Raw genomic sequence first — 18903 nt, forward strand, 5'->3', positions numbered from 1 at the left:
TGCAGTATCTCTACTGCATCCTCGGCTTTATTCATGCATCTGGTCATCAGTCAATCCTACAGATCGAAACCGGACAGTTCTCACAATCGATTTCATCTTTGAGAAAATTCAAATCAAGTATCGTGAAATATCCTTTTTCCCACACCAGGATATTGTATTTCTTTAATTCACTAAGTAACCGATTCACGACTTCCCTTGAGGAACCACAGAAATTGGCCAGCTCCTGATTGGATAACGGAAAATCAATCAGTATGCCATTTTTAACTGTTTTTCCATAGCTGTTGGACATACGGATCAGTGTTGAGTAGAGTGCACCTTTTTTTCCATGAAGAACCAGATCCCGAAACTTCGTTTGATTTTGTTGATTTTGAATTTGAATCCATTTTAGCCATTGGATTGTCAGACCGTTATTACCAGATAGCTTATCTTCAAAGGCTTCTTTAGGAAGTACATAAGTCTCCGTGTCCTCAAGGATTTTTGCACTGAGCATATAGTAAGCTTCTTCCGTAAATAACGTTAACTCCCCGATCACATCGTCACTTGAACATATGCGTAATGACAACTCCCGGCCATCAGGAATCACTTTGCTGATCTGAACTCGACCACTTTTGATTAAGTATATCTCGTGAGCTGGTTTCCCCTCTTGAAACAGGAAAGTTCCTTTTTTAACGGTTTTCAACGTTTTTTTCTCGAAAAATAATTGTTTAATACCGGAAGGAACTTCTAGATTTTCACTCATGAGATCACATCATTTCCATCGTAATGTCTTATTCTTAAAGCCTACCAAAGGAAACAGACAGTTAGAAGTGATTTACGCGAAAATTAAAACAGCAGCTCCGACAACGGCACAGTAAATGGCAAAATATTTCAGGTTACCTTTAGCCATAATATTCATGAACCATTTTAAAGAGAAGTATGAAGCAATAAGAGACGCAATAAACGCGACTAAGTAAGGAATGGCCATTGAAGCAAGGTTCGGATCCTTGATCAAATCACTTATACCGAATACCATAACCCCGACACTTACAGGGATATAGAGCAGGAAAGAGAATCGTAATGCCGTTTCAGCTTTCATCCCGCTTGCCATTGCCGCAACAATGGTTGCACCTGAACGACTGATTCCAGGGATAAGGGCTACTGCCTGGGCAAGACCGATAATGATAGCGTCTTTCACATTTAAATCGCCATCATTTTTTCTTCCTCGAAGGTTACGGATTAACCACAAGGCAATTCCGGTAATAATTAAAGTAACCCCTACTGTCCATACATAAGTTAAATTTTTCTCAATCACGTCACCAAATAATACACCAATCACCCCGGCAGGGATCGTACCAATCAATAAGTAAACAATGAAATGAAAATCACGTTTCGTTTCTGGTGTTTTATGTTTGAAATAGCCTAAGCCATTCACGACCAGGCGCATGATATCTTCACGGTAAATAATGAGTACAGCCACTAACGAAGCCGTATTAACCAGCATTTCAAATGTTAGGGTAGCATCCTTGATTCCAAGGAAATGCTGTGCTAATAATAAATGCCCACTGGATGAAATCGGGATTGGTTCAGTAAACCCTTGAAAAATCCCTAAAAATAAATATTTCATAATCAGATAAAAATCCATTGTGTTTCCTCCAAGCTTTTTTTCTCCACAGTTTTTAATTTAACACCATAAAGGGAAAGACTGTAAAGCCTTTTTCCAAATGTTTAACCGAACCGTAACTTGTTTATCATATAAAGCATTCTGATATCCTTCATATGGCATGCATGAATGCTCAGCCTTGTAGAAAAATAGTAAGGAAGCATCGCTTCGAAAAGGAGGGGTAAGAATGGGCCAGTCACGACAGTTCAAAGCTGGAGAAAAAGCACCTAATAATGGTGAATATATCGAAATTGGTGAAACTGGGAGTATGGTGAAAAATCCGCAGAAACTACGATTAAATGCGGGGGACCGATTTCCTGAAAACTCAAACCATAATCGTCTATGGACGTATATGAGAAAACCTTAACCCCATAAGGGAACAAGGATGCCGTGACGGCAACCCACCTTAGTAAGGATGGTGACGTCTATAGGAGGCTCTCCTTGTTCCTTTTTCTTTTCCTTTTTCCATGGAAAGATATATAATAGATGGAAAGGTCAATAAAGGTCAAAATGCGAGGTGTAGCACGATGAATTTTGATAATATGACTCACAGCATTCAAGAAGGATTGGCTTTGGCGGGAGAGACCGCTAAAGAAAGACTACATACAGATATTACCCTTTTTCATTTTTGGAAATCACTCCTCAGCTCAGAAGACAGTTTTCTCAGAACGATCTATGAGCGTGCAGGAGTAGACGTAGAAGACTTAAAGAATTGGATCGATGACAAGTTAAACGGAATCCCTTCTGTAGAGGGGGATGGTCTGCAGTATGGCCGATTTTTTGCAAGAGATATCCATCAGCTTATGCAAGATAGTGATGCATTAAAGGCTAAATGGAAAGATGACTATATCTCGATCGAACATCTTGCACTTGGGCTATTCAACCAAAAGAACCACCCGGTTACGACATACTTAACAAAACACAATGTAACAGAAAAAGAATTTAAGGAGATCATTGAGACAATTAGAGGAGGGAGCAAGGTGACCACACAGAATCCTGAAGTGAAATATGAGGCGTTGAAAAGATATGGAAGGGATCTTGTTGCGGAGGTCAAGTCGGGAAGAATAGATCCGGTCATAGGCAGGGACAGTGAAATCCGCCACGTGATTCGAATCCTTTCCCGTAAAACGAAAAATAATCCTGTCCTCATAGGAGAGCCCGGAGTCGGTAAGACGGCCATCGTTGAGGGACTTGCACAGCGGATTGTCAGAAAAGATGTCCCGGAAGGCTTGAAAGATAATACCATCTTCGAATTAGATATGAGCTCTTTAGTTGCAGGTGCCAAGTTCAGGGGTGAGTTTGAGGAACGCTTAAAGGCCGTATTGCAGGAAGTGAAAAAGAGTGAGGGACGCATTCTTCTTTTCATTGATGAGCTCCATACGATTGTTGGAGCAGGGAAAACAGAAGGAGCGATGGATGCGGGGAATATCTTAAAGCCGATGCTTGCGAGGGGAGAACTTCATTGTATAGGTGCTACCACGCTCAATGAATACCGTAAGTACATTGAAAAGGATCCCGCTTTGGAAAGACGTTTCCAACAAGTACTCGTTCAGGAACCAAATGTGGAAGATACGATATCTATTCTAAGGGGCTTAAAGGAACGATTTGAAATTCATCATGGAGTAAATATTCATGACCGGGCCATTGTGGCAGCTTCAAGACTTTCCGATCGCTATATATCCGACCGTTTCTTGCCGGACAAAGCAATAGACTTAATCGACGAGGCATGTGCGATGATCAGGACGGAAATTGACTCGATGCCATCAGAATTGGATGAAGTGACACGTAAAGTGATGCAGCTGGAAATTGAAGAAGCTGCTTTAAATAATGAAAAGGATTCTGCCAGTCTTGAACGCCTGGATCGAATCCGTGAAGATTTAAGCAATCTGAAGGAAAAAGCGAATACGATGAAGTTAAAATGGCAGCAGGAGAAAGAAAGCATAGGGATCGTCCAGGAGAAGCGGGAAGAACTGGAGAAGCTCAGGCGTTTACTCGAAGACGCTGAAAGTGATTATGATCTGAATAAAGCTGCTGAGCTTCGTCATGGCAGGATTCCAGCTATGGAAAAAGAACTTGTTGCTGTTGAGTCTGAGATGATGAAAGAGCAGGAAGGGCGGTTGCTGCGTGAAGAAGTGACGGAGGATGAAGTGGCAAATATTGTAGCAAGATGGACAGGGATACCGATCACTAAGCTTGTAGAAGGTGAAAGGGAGAAGCTGTTAAAACTTGATCGCATTTTGCATGAAAGGGTGATCGGGCAGGATGAGGCTGTTCAATTAGTGAGTGACGCCGTTATTCGTGCGAGAGCAGGTATTAAAGATCCGAATCGTCCAATTGGTTCATTCATTTTCTTGGGTCCAACGGGAGTAGGGAAGACAGAACTTGCGAAGACACTTGCTCACACGTTATTTGATAGTGAGGAACAGATAATTCGGATTGATATGTCTGAATATATGGAGAAGCATGCGGTTTCACGATTGATTGGTGCACCTCCAGGTTATGTTGGTTATGAAGAAGGTGGCCAGCTGACAGAAGCGATCAGACGCAAACCGTATTCGGTCATCCTACTTGATGAAATTGAGAAAGCTCATCCAGAAGTATTCAATATTCTTCTGCAAATGCTCGATGATGGGAGGATAACCGATTCTCAAGGAAGGACAGTTGATTGTAAGAACACGGTTATCATTATGACCTCTAACATCGGATCCTCTCATCTTCTTGAACGGAATAAGGGGGAAGAGGAAATTGATAAAGAAACGAAGAATCTGGTCATGAGTCAGCTTCGTTCCTCTTTCAGACCGGAATTCCTTAACCGGGTAGACGACATTATTCTCTTTAAACCATTGAGCATTGAGAATATAAAAGGGATCATCGATAAGCTAGTAGAAGACTTGCAAAACCGAGTGGAAGAACAGCATATATCATTGTCATTAACGGAAGGTGCAAAAGAATATATAGCACAGGAAGCCTTTGATCCGGTTTATGGTGCACGCCCTTTGAAAAGGTATTTGCAGAGAGAAATCGAAACCAAACTGGCAAGAGAACTGATAGCAGGAAATATCAGGTCAAACGAAACCATTTCCATCGACAGAGGAGAGAACGGTATATCGATCATTAAGAAGGATAAATAAAAAAAAGCAGCCGGACTTGGCTGCTTTTTTTAGTGCTTTTCGACTGGCTCGTTTGGTATAACAAGCGTGATAAGAAATACTAATATCGTTACACAAACCGATATAATTAATCCTGTTTCAAAGTGAAAAGCAATTCCATTCATTGAACTTACAACGTAAGTTAACATTTCAGTCAGAGCAAATGCCCAGAAAAACATCCAAAAAAATCTCACGTCAAGTCACCTCATTCCTATGTAATCAACTAATACATTATTAGAGTGTTCTAACCAATTTCAATCTTTTTTATCTTACCACAGGTTCATGAATTAATAAATGACTAATCTGTGAAATGTAAACCTTATCATATACCGGTAAAAATCTTTAGGGATACTCTCTTTTTTAACTAAATTTGCAAATATCAAAGGTTCTTTGGGCTATCTCCCTTACCAATGTTGTCTCCTTACATAAACTATAATGACTTACTATGTAAAAGGAGAAATTCTAATGTATCAGCGATTGTTTCAATTAGAGCAAGAGTGGTGCATGATTCATTATCCTGAACGCCCAAATGGATTCGCTGTAATGGTAATAGGTGATTCCCATCACTATGTAGATGATAAGAGCAGCTTTTGGGTTCAACATGAGGCACGTTACAAGTGGATTCAAGAACTGACCGCCAAAGGCTACATTGTGTATTATAGTAATCTTTACGGAGCGAATTGGGGTAGCAATCAAGCCGTGCAGTTAGCCAAACGACTTTATCAGCATGTGAAACGAAATGAAATCATTAATGGAAAGATTCATATATTGGCTGAAGGAATGGGGGCTTTGGTATTGAAAAACCTCTATCCGAAAATGGAGCAGGACATTAGAAGTGCAGTTATGCTTGCACCTTGCGTGTCTTTATATGATCATCTGGAACAAGAGAAGGAACAGAAGTTCTTTTATAAAAAGGTAATAAAAGAACTCTCACACACGTTTCGATTGAAAGAGGATGAGTGCGAATCCTTCATCAGTCAACAATCGAAGGACTACGAAGTATTTAAAAATATCTCGATTCCGCTTTACATTGTTCAATCAACGACTCTTAATCGTTATAAAAATCAATTCACTCTCATAAAAGATATATATACGGAGCGTTTAGAAAAAGGCACATCAACGGATTTGTTCTTTGTACTCCCTGAAAAACGTGCTTCTCTGGGAAGGAAATTTGCTTCATACTTTTCTTTACATGAGAAAGAGTTATAACAAACACATTGGAGTGATTGACTTGAATCATGCATTCGTATTTGCCTCTCAACAGTTTTTGGGATTTGAGCTTTGTGATGCCCTTCTTGAGAATGGATGGACCGTAACGGCAGTGGATGAAACAAAAGAAACAGAGGAAAAGTGGTTAGGAATTGGAAGGAACTCAAACATTCAATATGTTCCTTATGAAGACTGGGATAAGGAAGTACAATCAGGATGCAGTGTGTTCCTTCCATACTATGATCAGGTAAGAGAAGATAAAGTAAGTTACTTGTCAGAAGTAGAAGGGCTGCTGTCAAAAATTGAACAACCCCTCTCGATCATTCGAATCTATTCCAATCTGGACAGAGATCAAAAATGCCAAGAAGGAACAGTATTCTACCTTCCAACTCTGTACGGAATTCACCAGCCGACAGAATTTCTGTTCGCTCAACTTTTAAATGGAGAAGATGGTGACTCTCCATACATTGATGATCCAAGTGGAGCGATCTATGTAAAGGACGCTGCCCGATCTATAATAAAGCATTCATCCAATTCAGAAGAAATCTATAAGGTGAAAGCACTCTCAAATCAAAGCTGGAAGGAAGCCTTATCGTATGTAACGAAGAAGTCTTTTACTCCCGTCAGAATGGATGCCGAACCAAATGGAAAAGAGCTTATCGTCAAGCCGTCCAAGTCTCATGAATCGGTCATTAAAGAACAATTAAGAGGCATTCATTTGCATGAAATTCAGGAATAAGAAAACTTTTTCTTTCCTTGTGGATAGGGATGAGGGTAAAATAAATATGATGTAATAATTTGCTATTGATTCTTTTTTATAGATGCTGCACGGGCTTTAAAGGAGTTGCTGCACATGAGTAAGAAATTTTACACCATTTTCATGATTGTATTCCTTATTGGAATAAGTGGTTGTTCAACAGGAGACAGCGTTGAAATAGAAAAAGTTGGTTTACTGGTTCCGGAAACCGTAAGCGATGGAGTATGGGGAACAAAAGGTTACAAAGGATTATTGAAAATTCAATCCGATTACAATGCAGACGTTTTCTATAAAGAGAGCATAAAAAATGATACATCAATTAAACAAGCGGTAAAAGAGTACAGTGATGATGATGTTACCTTAGTGTTTGGCCACGGAAGTGAATATTCCGGGATATTTAACACCCTTTCCGGTGATTATCCCAACATCCATTTTGTAAGCTTTAATGGGGATGCCACAGAGGAGAATACAACAAGCCTACAATTTAAGGGCTATGCAATGGGCTTCTTCGGAGGCATGACAGCAGCTTATCAAACCAATACGAATATAGTCGGGGTGATTGCTGCTTTTGAATGGCAACCCGAGGTTCAAGGGTTTATAGATGGAGTGAAATACCAAGATAGTGAAACGGAGCTCATTGTCGAGTACACCAATCACTGGAATGATCAAGATATTGCCTTCGAAAAGTTGGAGGGATTAATGAATCAACGTGTTGATGTTGTATATCCTGCAGGTGACGGCTATAATGTAGCTGTAATCGAAAAACTGAAGGAAAAGGGTCTCTATGCCATTGGCTATGTCTCGGATCAATCAGATTTAGGTGAATCCACGGTATTAACGAGTACTGTGCAGCATGCAGATAAACTGTATAGTATAGTTGCGGAAAGATTCGCGAAAGGCGAACTCGATTCTGGAAACCTCGAATTTGATTTTGAAGACGGAGTCATTTCCATGGGTAAATATAGTCCTATCATTCCAGAAGATTTTCAAGCTGAGATGAAGCAACATGTTCAAGCCTACATCGAAACAGGCAAATTGCCGAACGGAAAGGAATCGAAGTAATGAATCAAGACAAAACGATGGAATTCATGCAGATTGCCATGAAGTACTTCCCACAAGCAAAAGAGCAACTGGATCAAGCGGGTGTTGAGTTCACTCCCGAAATGCTGCAACCATTCATGTCGCTATTTACACAAGTCATGAGTGAAGCCTATGAATTAGGCAAACAGGATGCCTTACATAAAGAGTGAGTGTACAGTAAAACGGTTCATTGAATTTTTCAATGAACCGTTTTTTTTATTTAATATTCCATTGCTTTAATAATGGACTGATTTTCTTATAGAGTGGTTTCAATTCATCGATGGAATTCATCATGGAGTGAACGCCATCGAGTAATGATCCTCCTTCATTGCTGCCTTCACGCTTCTCCTGAGAAGGAGCCGCTTCTTTTTTTCGGATTCTTCCTCCATACATCATCTGATCAAATGGATGCAGCTTCTTTTCTTCAGACATTTCCTCACCCCCTCTACCTACTATGTAACCTATGAAAGGGGGGTTGTACGAGTATAGTCAAACGCATAGAAGAAAGGGAAAAGAAAAAATAATTGCAGAAAGTAGAAATCTTCGATAAAATTAGTACCAAGTCATAATAATTGATAATAAACTAAAGAATAAGAAAAAAACATAAAAAGAAAGTAGGGAATGCCGGTATGAATACAGGAATTATTGGAATTGGGCGTTACCTTCCAGAGAAAATCGTAACCAATGCAGATCTTGAGAAAATGGTGGATACATCTGACGAATGGATTCGTACGAGAACGGGCATTGAAGAGCGAAGAATAGCAGATAATGAAACAGACACATCAGACATGGCGTACGAAGCAGCAAAAACGGCCATTGCGGATGCAGATATTTCGGCAGAAGAAATTGATCTGATCCTAGTGGCTACGGTGACACCTGACCAGCCATTTCCATCTGTAGCATGCTTACTTCAAGAAAGATTAGGAGCAAAAAAAGCAGCTGCGATGGATATAAGTGCTGCATGTGCCGGATTTATGTATGGTATGATTACGGCAAAGCAGTTTATCGACAATGGTGCGTATAAGCATGTACTCGTTATAGGAGTTGAAAAGTTATCCAAGGTCACAGATTGGGATGACCGGAATACGGCTGTTCTGTTCGGGGACGCAGCAGGTGCAGCAGTACTTGGACCGGTTCCCGATGATAAGGGAATACTTGCCTTTGAATTAGGTGCAGACGGATCGGGTGCAAAGCATTTGTACCAGGAAGAAAACATCATCATGAATGGACGCGAAGTTTTTAAATTTGCCGTTCGTCAAATGGGCGAATCGAGTGTGAATGTCATTGAAAAAGCAGGTTTAAAGAAAGAAGATGTTGATTTCTTAATTCCTCACCAAGCTAATATCCGTATTATGGAAGCAGCAAGACAACGATTGGAATTGCCTATTGAAAAGATGTCTAAAACTGTAAATAAATACGGGAATACTTCAGCAGCTTCTATCCCTGTTTCATTAGTGGAAGATTTAGAAGCAGGAAGAGTGAAAGAAAATGATGTGGTCGTCATGGTAGGATTCGGCGGCGGTTTAACCTGGGGCGCTATTATCATGCGCTGGGGCAAATAAATAGAACTCTCTTCTATAACTTGCAGACAAAGGAGATGGAATAAATGAACAAGAAACGTGTAGTTGTAACAGGATTGGGAAGTGTTACCCCGTTAGGTAATGATGTTGAATCAACGTGGGCAAATATTTTAGCAGGGAAAACGGGTGTAGGTCCGTTAACGCGCTTAAATGCAGACGATTATCCAGCCAAAGTGGCAGCAGAATTGAAAGATTTCAATATCGAGGATTTCGGTGTCGAAAAAAAAGAAGCGAGAAAAATGGATCGCTTCACTCATTATGCGATTGCAGCATCGTTAATGGCTGTCAAAGATTCCAAGCTCGACATTACAGACGAAATCGCTCACCGCGTCGGCGTGTGGATCGGTTCGGGTATTGGTGGAATGGAAACGTTCGAACAGCAATATGAAACCTTCCAAAAGCGAGGGTATCGCAGAGTAAGTCCATTTTTCGTTCCAATGATCATTCCTGATATGGCTGCTGGACAAGTTTCCATCATGCTGGGAGCAAAGGGCTTTAACTCTTGCACAGTCACTGCATGTGCGACAGGGACCAATTCGATTGGAGATGCATTTAAAGTCATCCAGCGGGGAGATGCGGATGTCATGGTTTCAGGTGGGGCAGAAGCACCGATTACAAAGATGTCAGTAGCGGGCTTCTGTGCAAACACAGCTCTTTCGACTAATACAGATCCTGAAAAAGCTTCGAGACCGTTCGATGCAAACCGTGACGGATTTGTCATGGGAGAAGGAGCAGGTGTCGTGGTTCTGGAAGAGCTTGAGCATGCACTGAAACGAGGAGCGCCGATCTATGCTGAAATCGTAGGCTATGGCTGTACAGGTGATGCGTATCATATCACAGCTCCTGCACCGGCTGGAGAAGGTGGAGCCCGAGCAATGAAAATGGCATTGGATGACGGTGAAATCCTTCCTGAGCAAATGGATTATATTAATGCTCACGGAACAAGCACTCCTTACAATGATAAATACGAAACGATGGCAGTAAAAGAAGTATTTGGGGAACATGCCTATAAATTAGCCATGAGCTCAACGAAATCCATGACAGGTCATCTTCTGGGAGCAGCAGGGGGAGTTGAAGCGATTTTCACAGTACTCGCGATGAAAGACAGTGTGTTGCCTCCAACAATCAATATAGAAACACCAGATCCGGATTGTGATCTTGATTATGTAGCGAACGAAGCAAGAAAACAGGAAGTGAATGTGGCGATGAGTAACTCATTAGGTTTCGGTGGCCATAATGCTACGATCGTCTTTAAAAAATATAACAACTAAAATGAGAACGAGTCTGCTACACGTTAGCAGGCTCGTTTTTTGTTGTGAACTCTCTTTCCTTTACATATACATGATAAAAAGCCAGGAAAGAGGGATGAAGGTGACCGTTGCTCCTACTGATGAATGGCTGGTGGAATCCATTCATAAGCCTTTAGAGCTGTTAAAGAATACAATTAACGGAAAAGACGATCAAAAATCGTTTTATCAATACCTTATGAGGCATGGCATGTACAAATCATCACAGCATGCCGAAGACATTTACGAAAAGATGAAAGAACATAACATTTGGGAACGGTTTGCCCTTTATGAAAAAAAGTATAAAAGAAAATGGAATGGTCCCAATGTACCTATTTACTTATTTCCCGTGCAGGAAAAGAGAGGTATGTTCCAATCGTCAATGAAAAAGTCAGGTGTATGCTTTAAAGACGAGATTTTCTTTTTTATAACAGAACATGAAGATATGAAAGAGTACGAAGCTCTCTTTGTTCATGAATACCATCACTGTGTCAGAATGAAATTACTAAACAAAAAAGACACACAATATACCTTATTGGATTCAATCATTTTTGAAGGACTGGCAGAACATGCCGTTAAAGAGTACTGTGGAGAAAAATACTCAGCTTCCTGGACAAAGGCATATGAAGAAAAAGAAATGTCACGTTATTACGATAAATGGATTCAGCCTAATTTGGATGTAACAAGAAGCAGTCCCCTTCACGATCACTTACTTCTTGGGAAGAAATCGTATCCTAACATGCTGGGTTATGCTGCTGGTTATTATCTGGTAGAAAATTATTTGAAGAAGAATATTACATCTACCATAGCCCTAATAGGAAAAGCATCATCAACCTTCTTACCATAGGAGAATGGGGGATCAAATCTGTCAGGTATTTTTATGAATACTAGGCAGGTGATGAAAATAGGAGCCTAATTTCGTCATATCTTCCATTTACCCTCATAAACTATAGTAAGAATGGACGAGCTAAATCTCTAAATGCGAGGATAGAGGCGGAAGGTATGGTGTTTCGAATGTTTGTATTGTTTATCGGGTTTGGACTGGCTGTTTCAGGAGGAGTGAGTTTAATAATTTATTTAAACCTTCTCACCACCGGAATGACTTTTTCAGACTATATTCTTTTCGTATCCACCCGAGTCGAATGCTATTTATTTCTCTTAGGGATTCTCATCATCACGCTCTCGATCTATATCCCCCGAAGGAAAAATAATCACTATCTATAAAACCCTTGTTGAATAGGAATAAATTTACACCGATTTGCCTATACTGATTGACAAATAAGATTGTAGCAAAGCGAGGGGTCAATCATGTTATATCTTCATGATGTATGGGTAAATTGGTTCGAAGGCGAAGAAAATGGCTACAATGTCTGTCATTTTCACGAATGGAGAAAAGAGGACGTTATTGAGTTATTGGATCAAGTTCCTCTCATTAAAGTGGACACTGTTCTATTTCATTACATCGAGAATGATTTATCAGAGTTACCTCAACAACTGCTTAATAATGTCTATCAAAAAGCTTACTTACGAAAAAACCATGAACGAATTCAGCTGGATTATTGCTTCATTGTCACAGACGGGACAGGAATACTCGCAGTGGATACGATTGGGTATACCGTTCCAATCAGAAAAAGCAGGCTGATCCCAAGACAGGAACAGCTCGTCTATGAAATGGTGGAAAGTCATGAAACGATGCAATATGCCATTCAGCCTGAGGCTAAAAGAGAGGATTCCTATCACATTCTCTCACCAAGTCCATATATGATGAGTGGACTGACGAGAAAAGAAAGACAGTTGAAGCAATTATTATTTATGGCGCTTGATCAGCTTCACAGCTCGAACAATACGGCCGAAATCCGCTACTGGTACACCGAATGGGCTCCACAGCGATACCGGACCATCCAGGAATTGGACTTTGAAGAAATTTGGCAAATGTTATACGAAGAAACGCAGTTTGGCTGGTCGGACAAGCACCTGACCCTCTGTGAAAATTTAATCAAGGGACAACCCTTCTTCGAAAAACTGTGGGAAGTGGAGAATCGTCCTAAGGTAAATTGATAGGTGGATGAAAACCTCTAGTCTGTGATGGACTTGGGGTTTTTGTTTAGGGTTTGAGGGGGGAGGCGATGATGATCGGTCACAATAAAAAAGCCCAGAGCTTCATATGCAAGCTCTGAGCAACAATGCTATTTTCTCTTTCTCTCTTTACGCCCGAGTCCCATGGCCTTTTCCATCTTCTTCAGCATTTTGTTTGCTGTGAAATTAGCTTTTTCTGCCCCGCGATCGAGGATATCATCCAGCTCTTCAGAATCAATCAATTCATAGTAGCGGTCCTGCACGGGCTTAATGGCATTGACGACCACTTGAGCTAAGTCACCTTTAAAGTCTCCATAGCCCTTACCTTCATACTTTTGTTCAAGTCCTTCTATTGAAGTGCCTTCAAGAATGGAATAGATGGAAAGGAGATTTGATACTCCTGGTTTGTTTTCTTTATCGTATTTAACGACTCCTTCTGAATCCGTCACAGCACTTTTTATTTTCTTTTCAATCTGTTTCGGATCGTCGAGGAGTGTAATAAATGATTTCTGGTTAAGGTCGGACTTACTCATTTTCTTCAATGGATCCTGAAGGGACATGACGCGGGCGCCTACTTTAGGAATCCTGACATCAGGAACTGTAAAGATGCTGTTGTACTTATTATTAAAGCGCTCTGCAAGATTTCTCGTTAATTCCAAATGTTGTTTCTGATCTTCTCCCACAGGAACTAAATCTGTTCCGTATAGAAGAATATCGGCTGCCATTAATGGTGGGTAAGTTAACAAACCTGCAGAAACGGCTTCTTTCCCATGTGATTTATCCTTGAATTGCGTCATTCTTTCGAGTTCACCAATATACGTCACACATTGCAGGATCCATCCTGCCTGTGCATGAGCAGGGACCTCTGATTGAATGAATAGTGTTGATTTCTCAGGGTCGATACCGCACGCAATGTAGAGTGCAGCAAGGCTTCGGATGTTTTTACGAAGCTCCATTTTATCCTGTGCTACCGTGATTGCATGTTGATCCACTACACAGAAATAACAATTGTATTCTTCCTGAAGCTCAGTGAATTGCTTCATGGCCCCGATGAAATTCCCAAGCGTAATCGTACCGCTCGGTTGTATGCCGCTAAATATTGTTTTCATCTTTATTTCCTCCTGTTTTACACAAAATAAAAACCCACCCGTCCTATTGAAGATAGGGACGAATGGGATGATTTCCGCGGTGCCACCCTAAGTACTCAGATGAGTCAGCTTAGTCCATGACGAGCATGGAACCCCTTTAACGTGAGGTAAATCCGTTATATGCTACTCCATTTCACAAATAAAGCTCAGAAGTCCATTCCCTTTCCAATGATTACTTGTTTTCACCATCCACAAGCTCTCTATAAATCATATTGAAAAGTACTACTCTTCATCTACGCTTATTACTTTCATTTATATATTTTTATTATATGAAAAATCAAAGGGTAATTCAAGTGTACAGCAGATAGGACAAGGCGATAGAAAGAAGCAGGGTGATGGAGCCGACTATCAGTACTGACCTTGTAATGGAAAAAGATCGCTTGACTCCGTATTCTTCATGGGCTTCCTTAGTCTCGTCCAGATCGTCAAACTGGGAAATATACTTTCCTTGTTTCGTGCTGTTTCGGAATCTCTTAAGGGCATAAACGATGCCATTGAAAAATCCTTTTTGAAATATATAAAGGAGGGAACCCGCGGCAACATACGTTATTCCGATAATAAACAAGCTATCTATAATAGAGAGAAACAGGCTTTTTTCCTGAAAAATAGCAGTGACGATGGCAATGATGAAAAACAGCAGGGTAAGTAAGTAGAAAAAATTTAATCGTTTCATAGTTCTCCTTAAAATGTTTTTATCAAAAGTATACATGAAGCACTTAGGAGAATTCAATCATTCATATATATTCAAGCCATCTTGCATTGTATGAGGAGGGAGAATATAAATCCGTATATGGCGTACATAGTTGAAGCTTAGGTGAAATCATAAAAATATCACTAGAATAAAGTATGTATTCTATTTTTTATATTTAGTCCTGAATATTTATATTTATAATAGAAAATCAGGTCGTAATTTTAGGAATAGGCCCAAAAAACATAATAAGATACGTGCTGGGAAATTTACATTTGTAACAATTGTAATGGGATGAACTCTCTAAAACGTTCAACTAAAACCCTTTTATACCAACGTTTCGGCATCAATATACCTACTAATCTGATAATTTAGCAAAAAAACTGTTAAATTCATATTGCAATAATTTCTCTATCATGTATAATAAGTAACAAATCTTCTGAAAATTAGAAGATAAATAAATATGAGATTTACGAGGAGGTCAATTTCAAGATGAAGAAAAAGTTTTCATTCTTGCTAGTTCTTCTTCTTGCTCTAAGTACTTTCTTAGCTGCTTGTGGCGGCGACAAGAAAACTGAGGGCAACGAAGGAGCATCTGGCGAAGGCGGCGAGTCTTCTGAGAAGAAAGAACAGGTACTTAACTTACTTGAGAGTTCTGAGATCCCATCAATGGACTCTACTCTAGCAACTGACGCTGTATCGTTCAAAGTCATGAACAACGTATTTGAAGGTCTTTACCGTTTAGGTGAAAATGATGAGGCTGTACTTGGTATGGCTGCTGAAGAACCACAAATCAGTGAAGATGGTAAAACATACACGTTCAAAATCCGTGATGCTAAATGGTCAAACGGAGATGCAGTTACTGCGAACGACTTCGTTTACGGTTGGCAAAAAGCTTTAAACCCTGATACTGGTGCTGAGTATGCGTACATCATGTACGATATCAAAAACGCTGCAAAAGTAAATGCTGGTGAAGTTCCAGTTGAAGAATTAGGTGTTAAAGCGGTTGATGAAAAAACATTAGAAGTTCAGCTTGAAACAGCTGTACCTTACTTCAAAGCTTTACTTTCTTTCGCAACTTTCTATCCTCAAAACCAAAAGTTTGTTGAAGAACAAGGCGATAAATTCGGTCTTGAAGCTGACACTGCAGTTTACAATGGTCCATTCACACTTTCTGAGTGGAAGCATGAGCAAAGCTTCAAGTTAACTAAGAACGACGGTTACTGGGATGCAGAAACTGTTAAGTTAAAAGAAGTTAACTTCAATATCGTTAAAGATACTGCTACTGGTGTAAACCTTTATGAAACAAACAAAGCGGATGTAGCTGGTCTTTCAGCTGAATTCGTAGATAAATACAAATCAGATGAAAACTTCAAAACAAAGGCTGATACTGCGGTATTCTTCCTTCGTTTAAACCAAAAGAATGAAATCATGGCTAATGTAAATGCTCGTAAAGCATTTGATGCAGCTTATGACAAGCAAGGTATGGTTGACGTTCTTCTAAACAATGGTTCAATTCCTGCGTACTTCTTAGTACCAAAAGATTTCGTTTCTGGTCCAGACGACGCTGAGTATCGTGAAGCTGTAGGTGATTTCGGTGGTTACGATACTGATAAAGCTGCAGAGTATTGGGCTAAAGCGAAAGAAGAGTTAGGGAAAGATTCTATTGAATTAGAACTACTAAACTATGACTCTGACAGCTCTAAGAAAATCGGTGAATTCTTAAAAGAACAATTAGAGCAAAACTTAGAAGGATTAACTGTTTCAATCAAAGCACAACCATTCAAGCAAAAGCTTGAGTTAGAATCTAAAGGTGATTATGATGTTTCATTCGCCGGATGGGGTCCTGACTATCCAGATCCGATGACATTTGTTGACATGTTCGTTACTGATGGTGCACATAACCAAATGGCTTACTCTAACCCAGAGTATGACAAGTTAATCGAACAAGCTAAAGGTGAACTTCTTGATGATCCGGAAGCTCGCTGGCAAGCAATGGTTGACGCAGAAAAGATTCTTTTCGAAGATCAAGCGATCAGCCCAATGTACCAACGTGGAACTGCTTTCCTAGAGCGTCCATATGTTAAAGGTCTGTTACGTCACTCATTTGGTGCTGATGCATCATACAAATGGGCTTACATTGAGTAATCGTTAGCTCAATTAACAAACCTTCAGAGGAGAGTGTATGCGTAAGCATACGCTCTCCTTTTCCAGTGAATGTCGAAAATTATCAAAAAAGTAAAAATATATTGAATATTTGTCGAGAATCGATATAATTAAAATGTAGAAAAAAAAGATAAAAAAGGGGGGCTAAAGAATGGTCAGATATACAATTCAACGTATCGTCTATATGATCATCACTTTGCTTATCATTGCAACCGCCACTTTCTTTCTGATGAAGCTCCTACCTGGATCTCCACTACAAAACGCAGAAAGGCTGACTCCGGAACAACAACAAATCATAATGGATAAATACGGTCTAAATGACCCGCTACCTGAACAATATGTGAATTATATGGTTGGGTTAGCGAAAGGGGATTTGGGGTTGTCCTTCCAATACGATAATCGTCCTGTTACTCAAATTGTTGGAGATCGTATTGGTCCTTCCGCACTTCTTGGATTCCAAGCTATGGTATTAGGTACATTCTTAGGGCTACTTATTGGTATTGTTGCAGCAATCAAACATAACACCTGGGTCGATTATGGTTCAACGTTCCTTGCTGTCCTGGGTATATCAATTCCTTCCTTCGTATTCGCAGGACTTCTGCAGTATTATGTTGGGGTTAAACTTGAATGGCTGCCGGTAGCATTATGGGGAGAATACAAACACACGATTCTTCCAACTTTAGCGCTGACCGTATTCGTAGTAGCAACCATCGCACGTTTCATGCGTACAGAAATGCTGGAAATATTAAACTCCGATTATATTTTACTAGCAAAAGCAAAGGGGATTTCTAAAACTGCAACAGTTGTAAAGCATGCTGTTAGAAATGCTTTAATTCCTATTGTAACGATTTTAGGTCCAATGACAGTTGGGGTAATGACAGGATCTCTTGTAGTTGAACGTATATTTGCTGTTCCTGGTTTAGGGGAGCAATTCGTACTATCGATTAATACAAATGATTACACTGTTATTATGGGTATTACCCTCTTCTTCAGCGCTTTATTCATTGGAGTTATCTTTTTGGTAGATATTCTTTACGGAATCATTGATCCGCGTATTCGCTTAGCTGGAGGGAAGAAATAATGGAAGCAAACAAAAAGAAACTAGATCAACTTAGTCCAGACCTCTTCCAACCCCAAAAGGCTAGGGAAGACGAGTCAGAGAAAATTTCGCGACCGAGCTTAAATTTCTGGCAGGACTCATGGATTCGTTTACGTAAGAATAAAGGAGCGATTGCTGGAATTATTATCACGGCAATCATTTTCTTCTTTGCCGCTTTTGGTCCAATGATGAACGAGTATAAATTTAGCGATCAAAATATCAGGCATGCAAAGCTGCCACCAAAAATTGAAGCGCTTTCAGGAATTAGTTGGCTCCCTTTTGACGGAAAAGATGCAGATGGTTTTGATGTTTATGAAGCAAGACAAATTAAAGAAAACTATTGGTTTGGTACAGATGACTTAGGACGTGACCTATGGACCCGTACATGGAACGGAACCCGTATTTCACTTTATATTGGTATACTTGCAGCGATCATCGATTTTATCATTGGAATTTCATATGGTGGAATTTCTGCTTATTACGGTGGAAAAGTGGACGATGTCATGCAGCGTATTATTGAAATTCTTGTTGGAATTCCAAACTTAATAGTTGTTATTCTCTTTATCTTGATATTCGAACCTGGGATATTCTCGATAACCATGGCTATGGTAATAACCGGTTGGACTGGTATGGCACGTATCGTTCGTGGACAAGTGTTACAGTTGAAAAATCAGGAATTTGTACTTGCTTCACGAACACTTGGGGCTACCAGCAACCGTTTGATCTTTAAACACCTACTTCCAAACGTAATGGGACCTGTTATCATTACAACTATGTTCACAGTACCTGCTGCGATTTACACAGAAGCATTCTTAAGCTTTATCGGATTGGGGATTGCTCCTCCAAGAGCATCACTGGGATCATTGGTTAATGATGGGTATAAATCAATCCAGTCATTTCCTCATATGATGCTGGTACCATCAGCTGTCATCTCATTAGTCATCTTAAGCTTCAACTTAATGGCCGATGGTCTGCGTGATGCACTAGATCCGAAAATGCGTAAGTAATGGAAGGGAGATTATGAAT

20 protein-coding genes and 1 other annotated feature are annotated in these 18903 nt (G+C 40.0%); of the genes, 14 read left to right on the plus strand and 6 right to left on the minus strand.

All coding sequences use genetic code 11. The features are described 5' to 3' along the window. Positions 1–46: 46 nt before the first annotated feature. Both F0342_RS06500 and F0342_RS06505 read right to left on the minus strand, forming a co-directional pair. Complete coding sequence (locus F0342_RS06500) at positions 47–739, minus strand: Crp/Fnr family transcriptional regulator (protein ID WP_149155180.1); 693 nt, start codon at positions 737–739, stop codon at positions 47–49. Positions 740–811: 72 nt separating this feature from the next. Beyond that, the gene (locus F0342_RS06505) at positions 812–1621 is read right to left on the minus strand and encodes an undecaprenyl-diphosphate phosphatase (RefSeq protein ID WP_149155181.1); all 810 of its coding nucleotides are present in this window, start codon (positions 1619–1621) and stop codon (positions 812–814) included. A gap of 205 nt (positions 1622–1826) precedes the next feature. Here F0342_RS06505 and F0342_RS06510 point away from each other — a divergent pair, with 205 nt between their 5' ends. After that, a complete protein-coding gene (locus F0342_RS06510) occupies positions 1827–2006 on the plus strand; it encodes a YjzC family protein (RefSeq protein ID WP_113969938.1) in 180 nt (59 codons plus the stop codon). A gap of 160 nt (positions 2007–2166) precedes the next feature. Then, positions 2167–4770, plus strand: coding sequence for an ATP-dependent chaperone ClpB (clpB, locus tag F0342_RS06515; protein ID WP_149155182.1), 2604 nt, complete (start codon positions 2167–2169; stop codon positions 4768–4770). Between the two features lie 29 nt (positions 4771–4799). On the opposite strand, the gene F0342_RS06520 is transcribed toward clpB, so the two are convergent. Next, positions 4800–4967, minus strand: coding sequence for a YjzD family protein (locus F0342_RS06520; RefSeq protein ID WP_395940667.1), 168 nt, complete (start codon positions 4965–4967; stop codon positions 4800–4802). A 286-nt stretch (positions 4968–5253) separates the two neighbouring features. Here F0342_RS06520 and F0342_RS06525 point away from each other — a divergent pair, with 286 nt between their 5' ends. The 4 genes from F0342_RS06525 to F0342_RS06540 all read left to right on the plus strand — a co-directional run bounded on the left by F0342_RS06525 (position 5254) and on the right by F0342_RS06540 (position 8004). Continuing rightward, complete coding sequence (locus tag F0342_RS06525) at positions 5254–5997, plus strand: hydrolase (RefSeq protein ID WP_149155184.1); 744 nt, start codon at positions 5254–5256, stop codon at positions 5995–5997. After that, the gene (locus F0342_RS06530) at positions 5981–6736 is read left to right on the plus strand and encodes a hypothetical protein (protein WP_149155185.1); all 756 of its coding nucleotides are present in this window, start codon (positions 5981–5983) and stop codon (positions 6734–6736) included. Before F0342_RS06525 ends, F0342_RS06530 begins: the two co-directional genes overlap by 17 nt. A 114-nt stretch (positions 6737–6850) precedes the next feature. After that, the gene (locus tag F0342_RS06535; RefSeq protein WP_149155186.1) at positions 6851–7816 is read left to right on the plus strand and encodes a BMP family ABC transporter substrate-binding protein; all 966 of its coding nucleotides are present in this window, start codon (positions 6851–6853) and stop codon (positions 7814–7816) included. After that, complete coding sequence (locus tag F0342_RS06540) at positions 7816–8004, plus strand: ComZ family protein (protein ID WP_149155187.1); 189 nt, start codon at positions 7816–7818, stop codon at positions 8002–8004. Before F0342_RS06535 ends, F0342_RS06540 begins: the two co-directional genes overlap by 1 nt. Before the next feature lie 46 nt (positions 8005–8050). On the opposite strand, the gene F0342_RS06545 is transcribed toward F0342_RS06540, so the two are convergent. Beyond that, positions 8051–8266 carry a hypothetical protein gene (locus F0342_RS06545; RefSeq protein ID WP_149155188.1) on the minus strand — a complete coding sequence of 72 codons (216 nt, stop codon included), beginning with the start codon at positions 8264–8266 and terminating at the stop codon, positions 8051–8053. Between the two features lie 197 nt (positions 8267–8463). Here F0342_RS06545 and F0342_RS06550 point away from each other — a divergent pair, with 197 nt between their 5' ends. The 5 genes from F0342_RS06550 to F0342_RS06570 all read left to right on the plus strand — a co-directional run bounded on the left by F0342_RS06550 (position 8464) and on the right by F0342_RS06570 (position 12758). Beyond that, entirely contained in the window at positions 8464–9396 is a 933-nt protein-coding gene (locus F0342_RS06550) for a beta-ketoacyl-ACP synthase III (RefSeq protein WP_149155189.1), read from the plus strand. 44 nt (positions 9397–9440) lie between these two features. Then, entirely contained in the window at positions 9441–10685 is a 1245-nt protein-coding gene (gene fabF, locus F0342_RS06555) for a beta-ketoacyl-ACP synthase II (protein WP_149155190.1), read from the plus strand. A gap of 70 nt (positions 10686–10755) precedes the next feature. Beyond that, complete coding sequence (locus F0342_RS06560) at positions 10756–11547, plus strand: DUF2268 domain-containing putative Zn-dependent protease (protein ID WP_188048432.1); 792 nt, start codon at positions 10756–10758, stop codon at positions 11545–11547. Positions 11548–11714: 167 nt separating this feature from the next. Beyond that, positions 11715–11924 (plus strand): YuzI family membrane protein, encoded by a 210-nt coding sequence (locus F0342_RS25810; RefSeq protein ID WP_430313385.1) that lies wholly within the window; start codon positions 11715–11717, stop codon positions 11922–11924. A gap of 84 nt (positions 11925–12008) precedes the next feature. Beyond that, positions 12009–12758, plus strand: a complete 750-nt coding sequence (locus F0342_RS06570) for a YjbA family protein (RefSeq protein WP_149155192.1) — start codon at positions 12009–12011, stop codon at positions 12756–12758. 128 nt (positions 12759–12886) lie between these two features. Here F0342_RS06570 and trpS read toward each other — a convergent pair whose 3' ends face one another. Together trpS and F0342_RS06580 are read right to left on the minus strand one after the other, a co-directional pair. Next, positions 12887–13885 carry a tryptophan--tRNA ligase gene (trpS, locus tag F0342_RS06575; protein ID WP_149155193.1) on the minus strand — a complete coding sequence of 333 codons (999 nt, stop codon included), beginning with the start codon at positions 13883–13885 and terminating at the stop codon, positions 12887–12889. 51 nt (positions 13886–13936) lie between these two features. Then, positions 13937–14169: a binding site (T-box leader), on the minus strand. 44 nt (positions 14170–14213) lie between these two features. After that, complete coding sequence (locus F0342_RS06580; RefSeq protein ID WP_188048433.1) at positions 14214–14597, minus strand: DUF3899 domain-containing protein; 384 nt, start codon at positions 14595–14597, stop codon at positions 14214–14216. Positions 14598–15104: 507 nt separating this feature from the next. Here F0342_RS06580 and F0342_RS06585 point away from each other — a divergent pair. The 3 genes from F0342_RS06585 (at position 15105) to opp3C (ending at position 18884) form a co-directional block, all read left to right on the plus strand. Beyond that, positions 15105–16760 (plus strand): peptide ABC transporter substrate-binding protein, encoded by a 1656-nt coding sequence (locus F0342_RS06585; protein WP_149155195.1) that lies wholly within the window; start codon positions 15105–15107, stop codon positions 16758–16760. A 169-nt stretch (positions 16761–16929) separates the two neighbouring features. Further along, on the plus strand, positions 16930–17859 hold the full coding sequence (gene opp3b, locus F0342_RS06590) for an oligopeptide ABC transporter permease (RefSeq protein WP_149155196.1): 930 nt from the start codon (positions 16930–16932) through the stop codon (positions 17857–17859). Beyond that, complete coding sequence (gene opp3C, locus F0342_RS06595) at positions 17859–18884, plus strand: oligopeptide ABC transporter permease (RefSeq protein WP_149155197.1); 1026 nt, start codon at positions 17859–17861, stop codon at positions 18882–18884. The genes opp3b and opp3C overlap by 1 nt, the downstream gene beginning before the upstream one ends. The last annotated feature ends 19 nt before the right edge of the window (positions 18885–18903 follow it).

The organism is Bacillus sp. CH30_1T (assembly GCF_008364765.1).
Lineage (GTDB): Bacteria > Bacillota > Bacilli > Bacillales > Bacillaceae_B > Rossellomorea.

What these genes read in the sequence shown, in the direction of transcription:
- F0342_RS06500 (WP_149155180.1), bottom strand. Translation starts at nt 739, where the DNA reads ATGAGTGAAAATCTAGAAGTTCCTTCCGGTATTAAACAATTATTTTTC.
- F0342_RS06505 (WP_149155181.1), bottom strand. Translation starts at nt 1,621, where the DNA reads ATGGATTTTTATCTGATTATGAAATATTTATTTTTAGGGATTTTTCAA.
- F0342_RS06510 (WP_113969938.1), top strand. Translation starts at nt 1,827, where the DNA reads ATGGGCCAGTCACGACAGTTCAAAGCTGGAGAAAAAGCACCTAATAAT.
- clpB (WP_149155182.1), top strand. Translation starts at nt 2,167, where the DNA reads ATGAATTTTGATAATATGACTCACAGCATTCAAGAAGGATTGGCTTTG.
- F0342_RS06520 (WP_395940667.1), bottom strand. Translation starts at nt 4,967, where the DNA reads ATGTTTTTCTGGGCATTTGCTCTGACTGAAATGTTAACTTACGTTGTA.
- F0342_RS06525 (WP_149155184.1), top strand. Translation starts at nt 5,254, where the DNA reads ATGTATCAGCGATTGTTTCAATTAGAGCAAGAGTGGTGCATGATTCAT.
- F0342_RS06530 (WP_149155185.1), top strand. Translation starts at nt 5,981, where the DNA reads ATGAGAAAGAGTTATAACAAACACATTGGAGTGATTGACTTGAATCAT.
- F0342_RS06535 (WP_149155186.1), top strand. Translation starts at nt 6,851, where the DNA reads ATGAGTAAGAAATTTTACACCATTTTCATGATTGTATTCCTTATTGGA.
- F0342_RS06540 (WP_149155187.1), top strand. Translation starts at nt 7,816, where the DNA reads ATGAATCAAGACAAAACGATGGAATTCATGCAGATTGCCATGAAGTAC.
- F0342_RS06545 (WP_149155188.1), bottom strand. Translation starts at nt 8,266, where the DNA reads ATGTCTGAAGAAAAGAAGCTGCATCCATTTGATCAGATGATGTATGGA.
- F0342_RS06550 (WP_149155189.1), top strand. Translation starts at nt 8,464, where the DNA reads ATGAATACAGGAATTATTGGAATTGGGCGTTACCTTCCAGAGAAAATC.
- fabF (WP_149155190.1), top strand. Translation starts at nt 9,441, where the DNA reads ATGAACAAGAAACGTGTAGTTGTAACAGGATTGGGAAGTGTTACCCCG.
- F0342_RS06560 (WP_188048432.1), top strand. Translation starts at nt 10,756, where the DNA reads ATGATAAAAAGCCAGGAAAGAGGGATGAAGGTGACCGTTGCTCCTACT.
- F0342_RS25810 (WP_430313385.1), top strand. Translation starts at nt 11,715, where the DNA reads ATGTTTGTATTGTTTATCGGGTTTGGACTGGCTGTTTCAGGAGGAGTG.
- F0342_RS06570 (WP_149155192.1), top strand. Translation starts at nt 12,009, where the DNA reads ATGTTATATCTTCATGATGTATGGGTAAATTGGTTCGAAGGCGAAGAA.
- trpS (WP_149155193.1), bottom strand. Translation starts at nt 13,885, where the DNA reads ATGAAAACAATATTTAGCGGCATACAACCGAGCGGTACGATTACGCTT.
- F0342_RS06580 (WP_188048433.1), bottom strand. Translation starts at nt 14,597, where the DNA reads ATGAAACGATTAAATTTTTTCTACTTACTTACCCTGCTGTTTTTCATC.
- F0342_RS06585 (WP_149155195.1), top strand. Translation starts at nt 15,105, where the DNA reads ATGAAGAAAAAGTTTTCATTCTTGCTAGTTCTTCTTCTTGCTCTAAGT.
- opp3b (WP_149155196.1), top strand. Translation starts at nt 16,930, where the DNA reads ATGGTCAGATATACAATTCAACGTATCGTCTATATGATCATCACTTTG.
- opp3C (WP_149155197.1), top strand. Translation starts at nt 17,859, where the DNA reads ATGGAAGCAAACAAAAAGAAACTAGATCAACTTAGTCCAGACCTCTTC.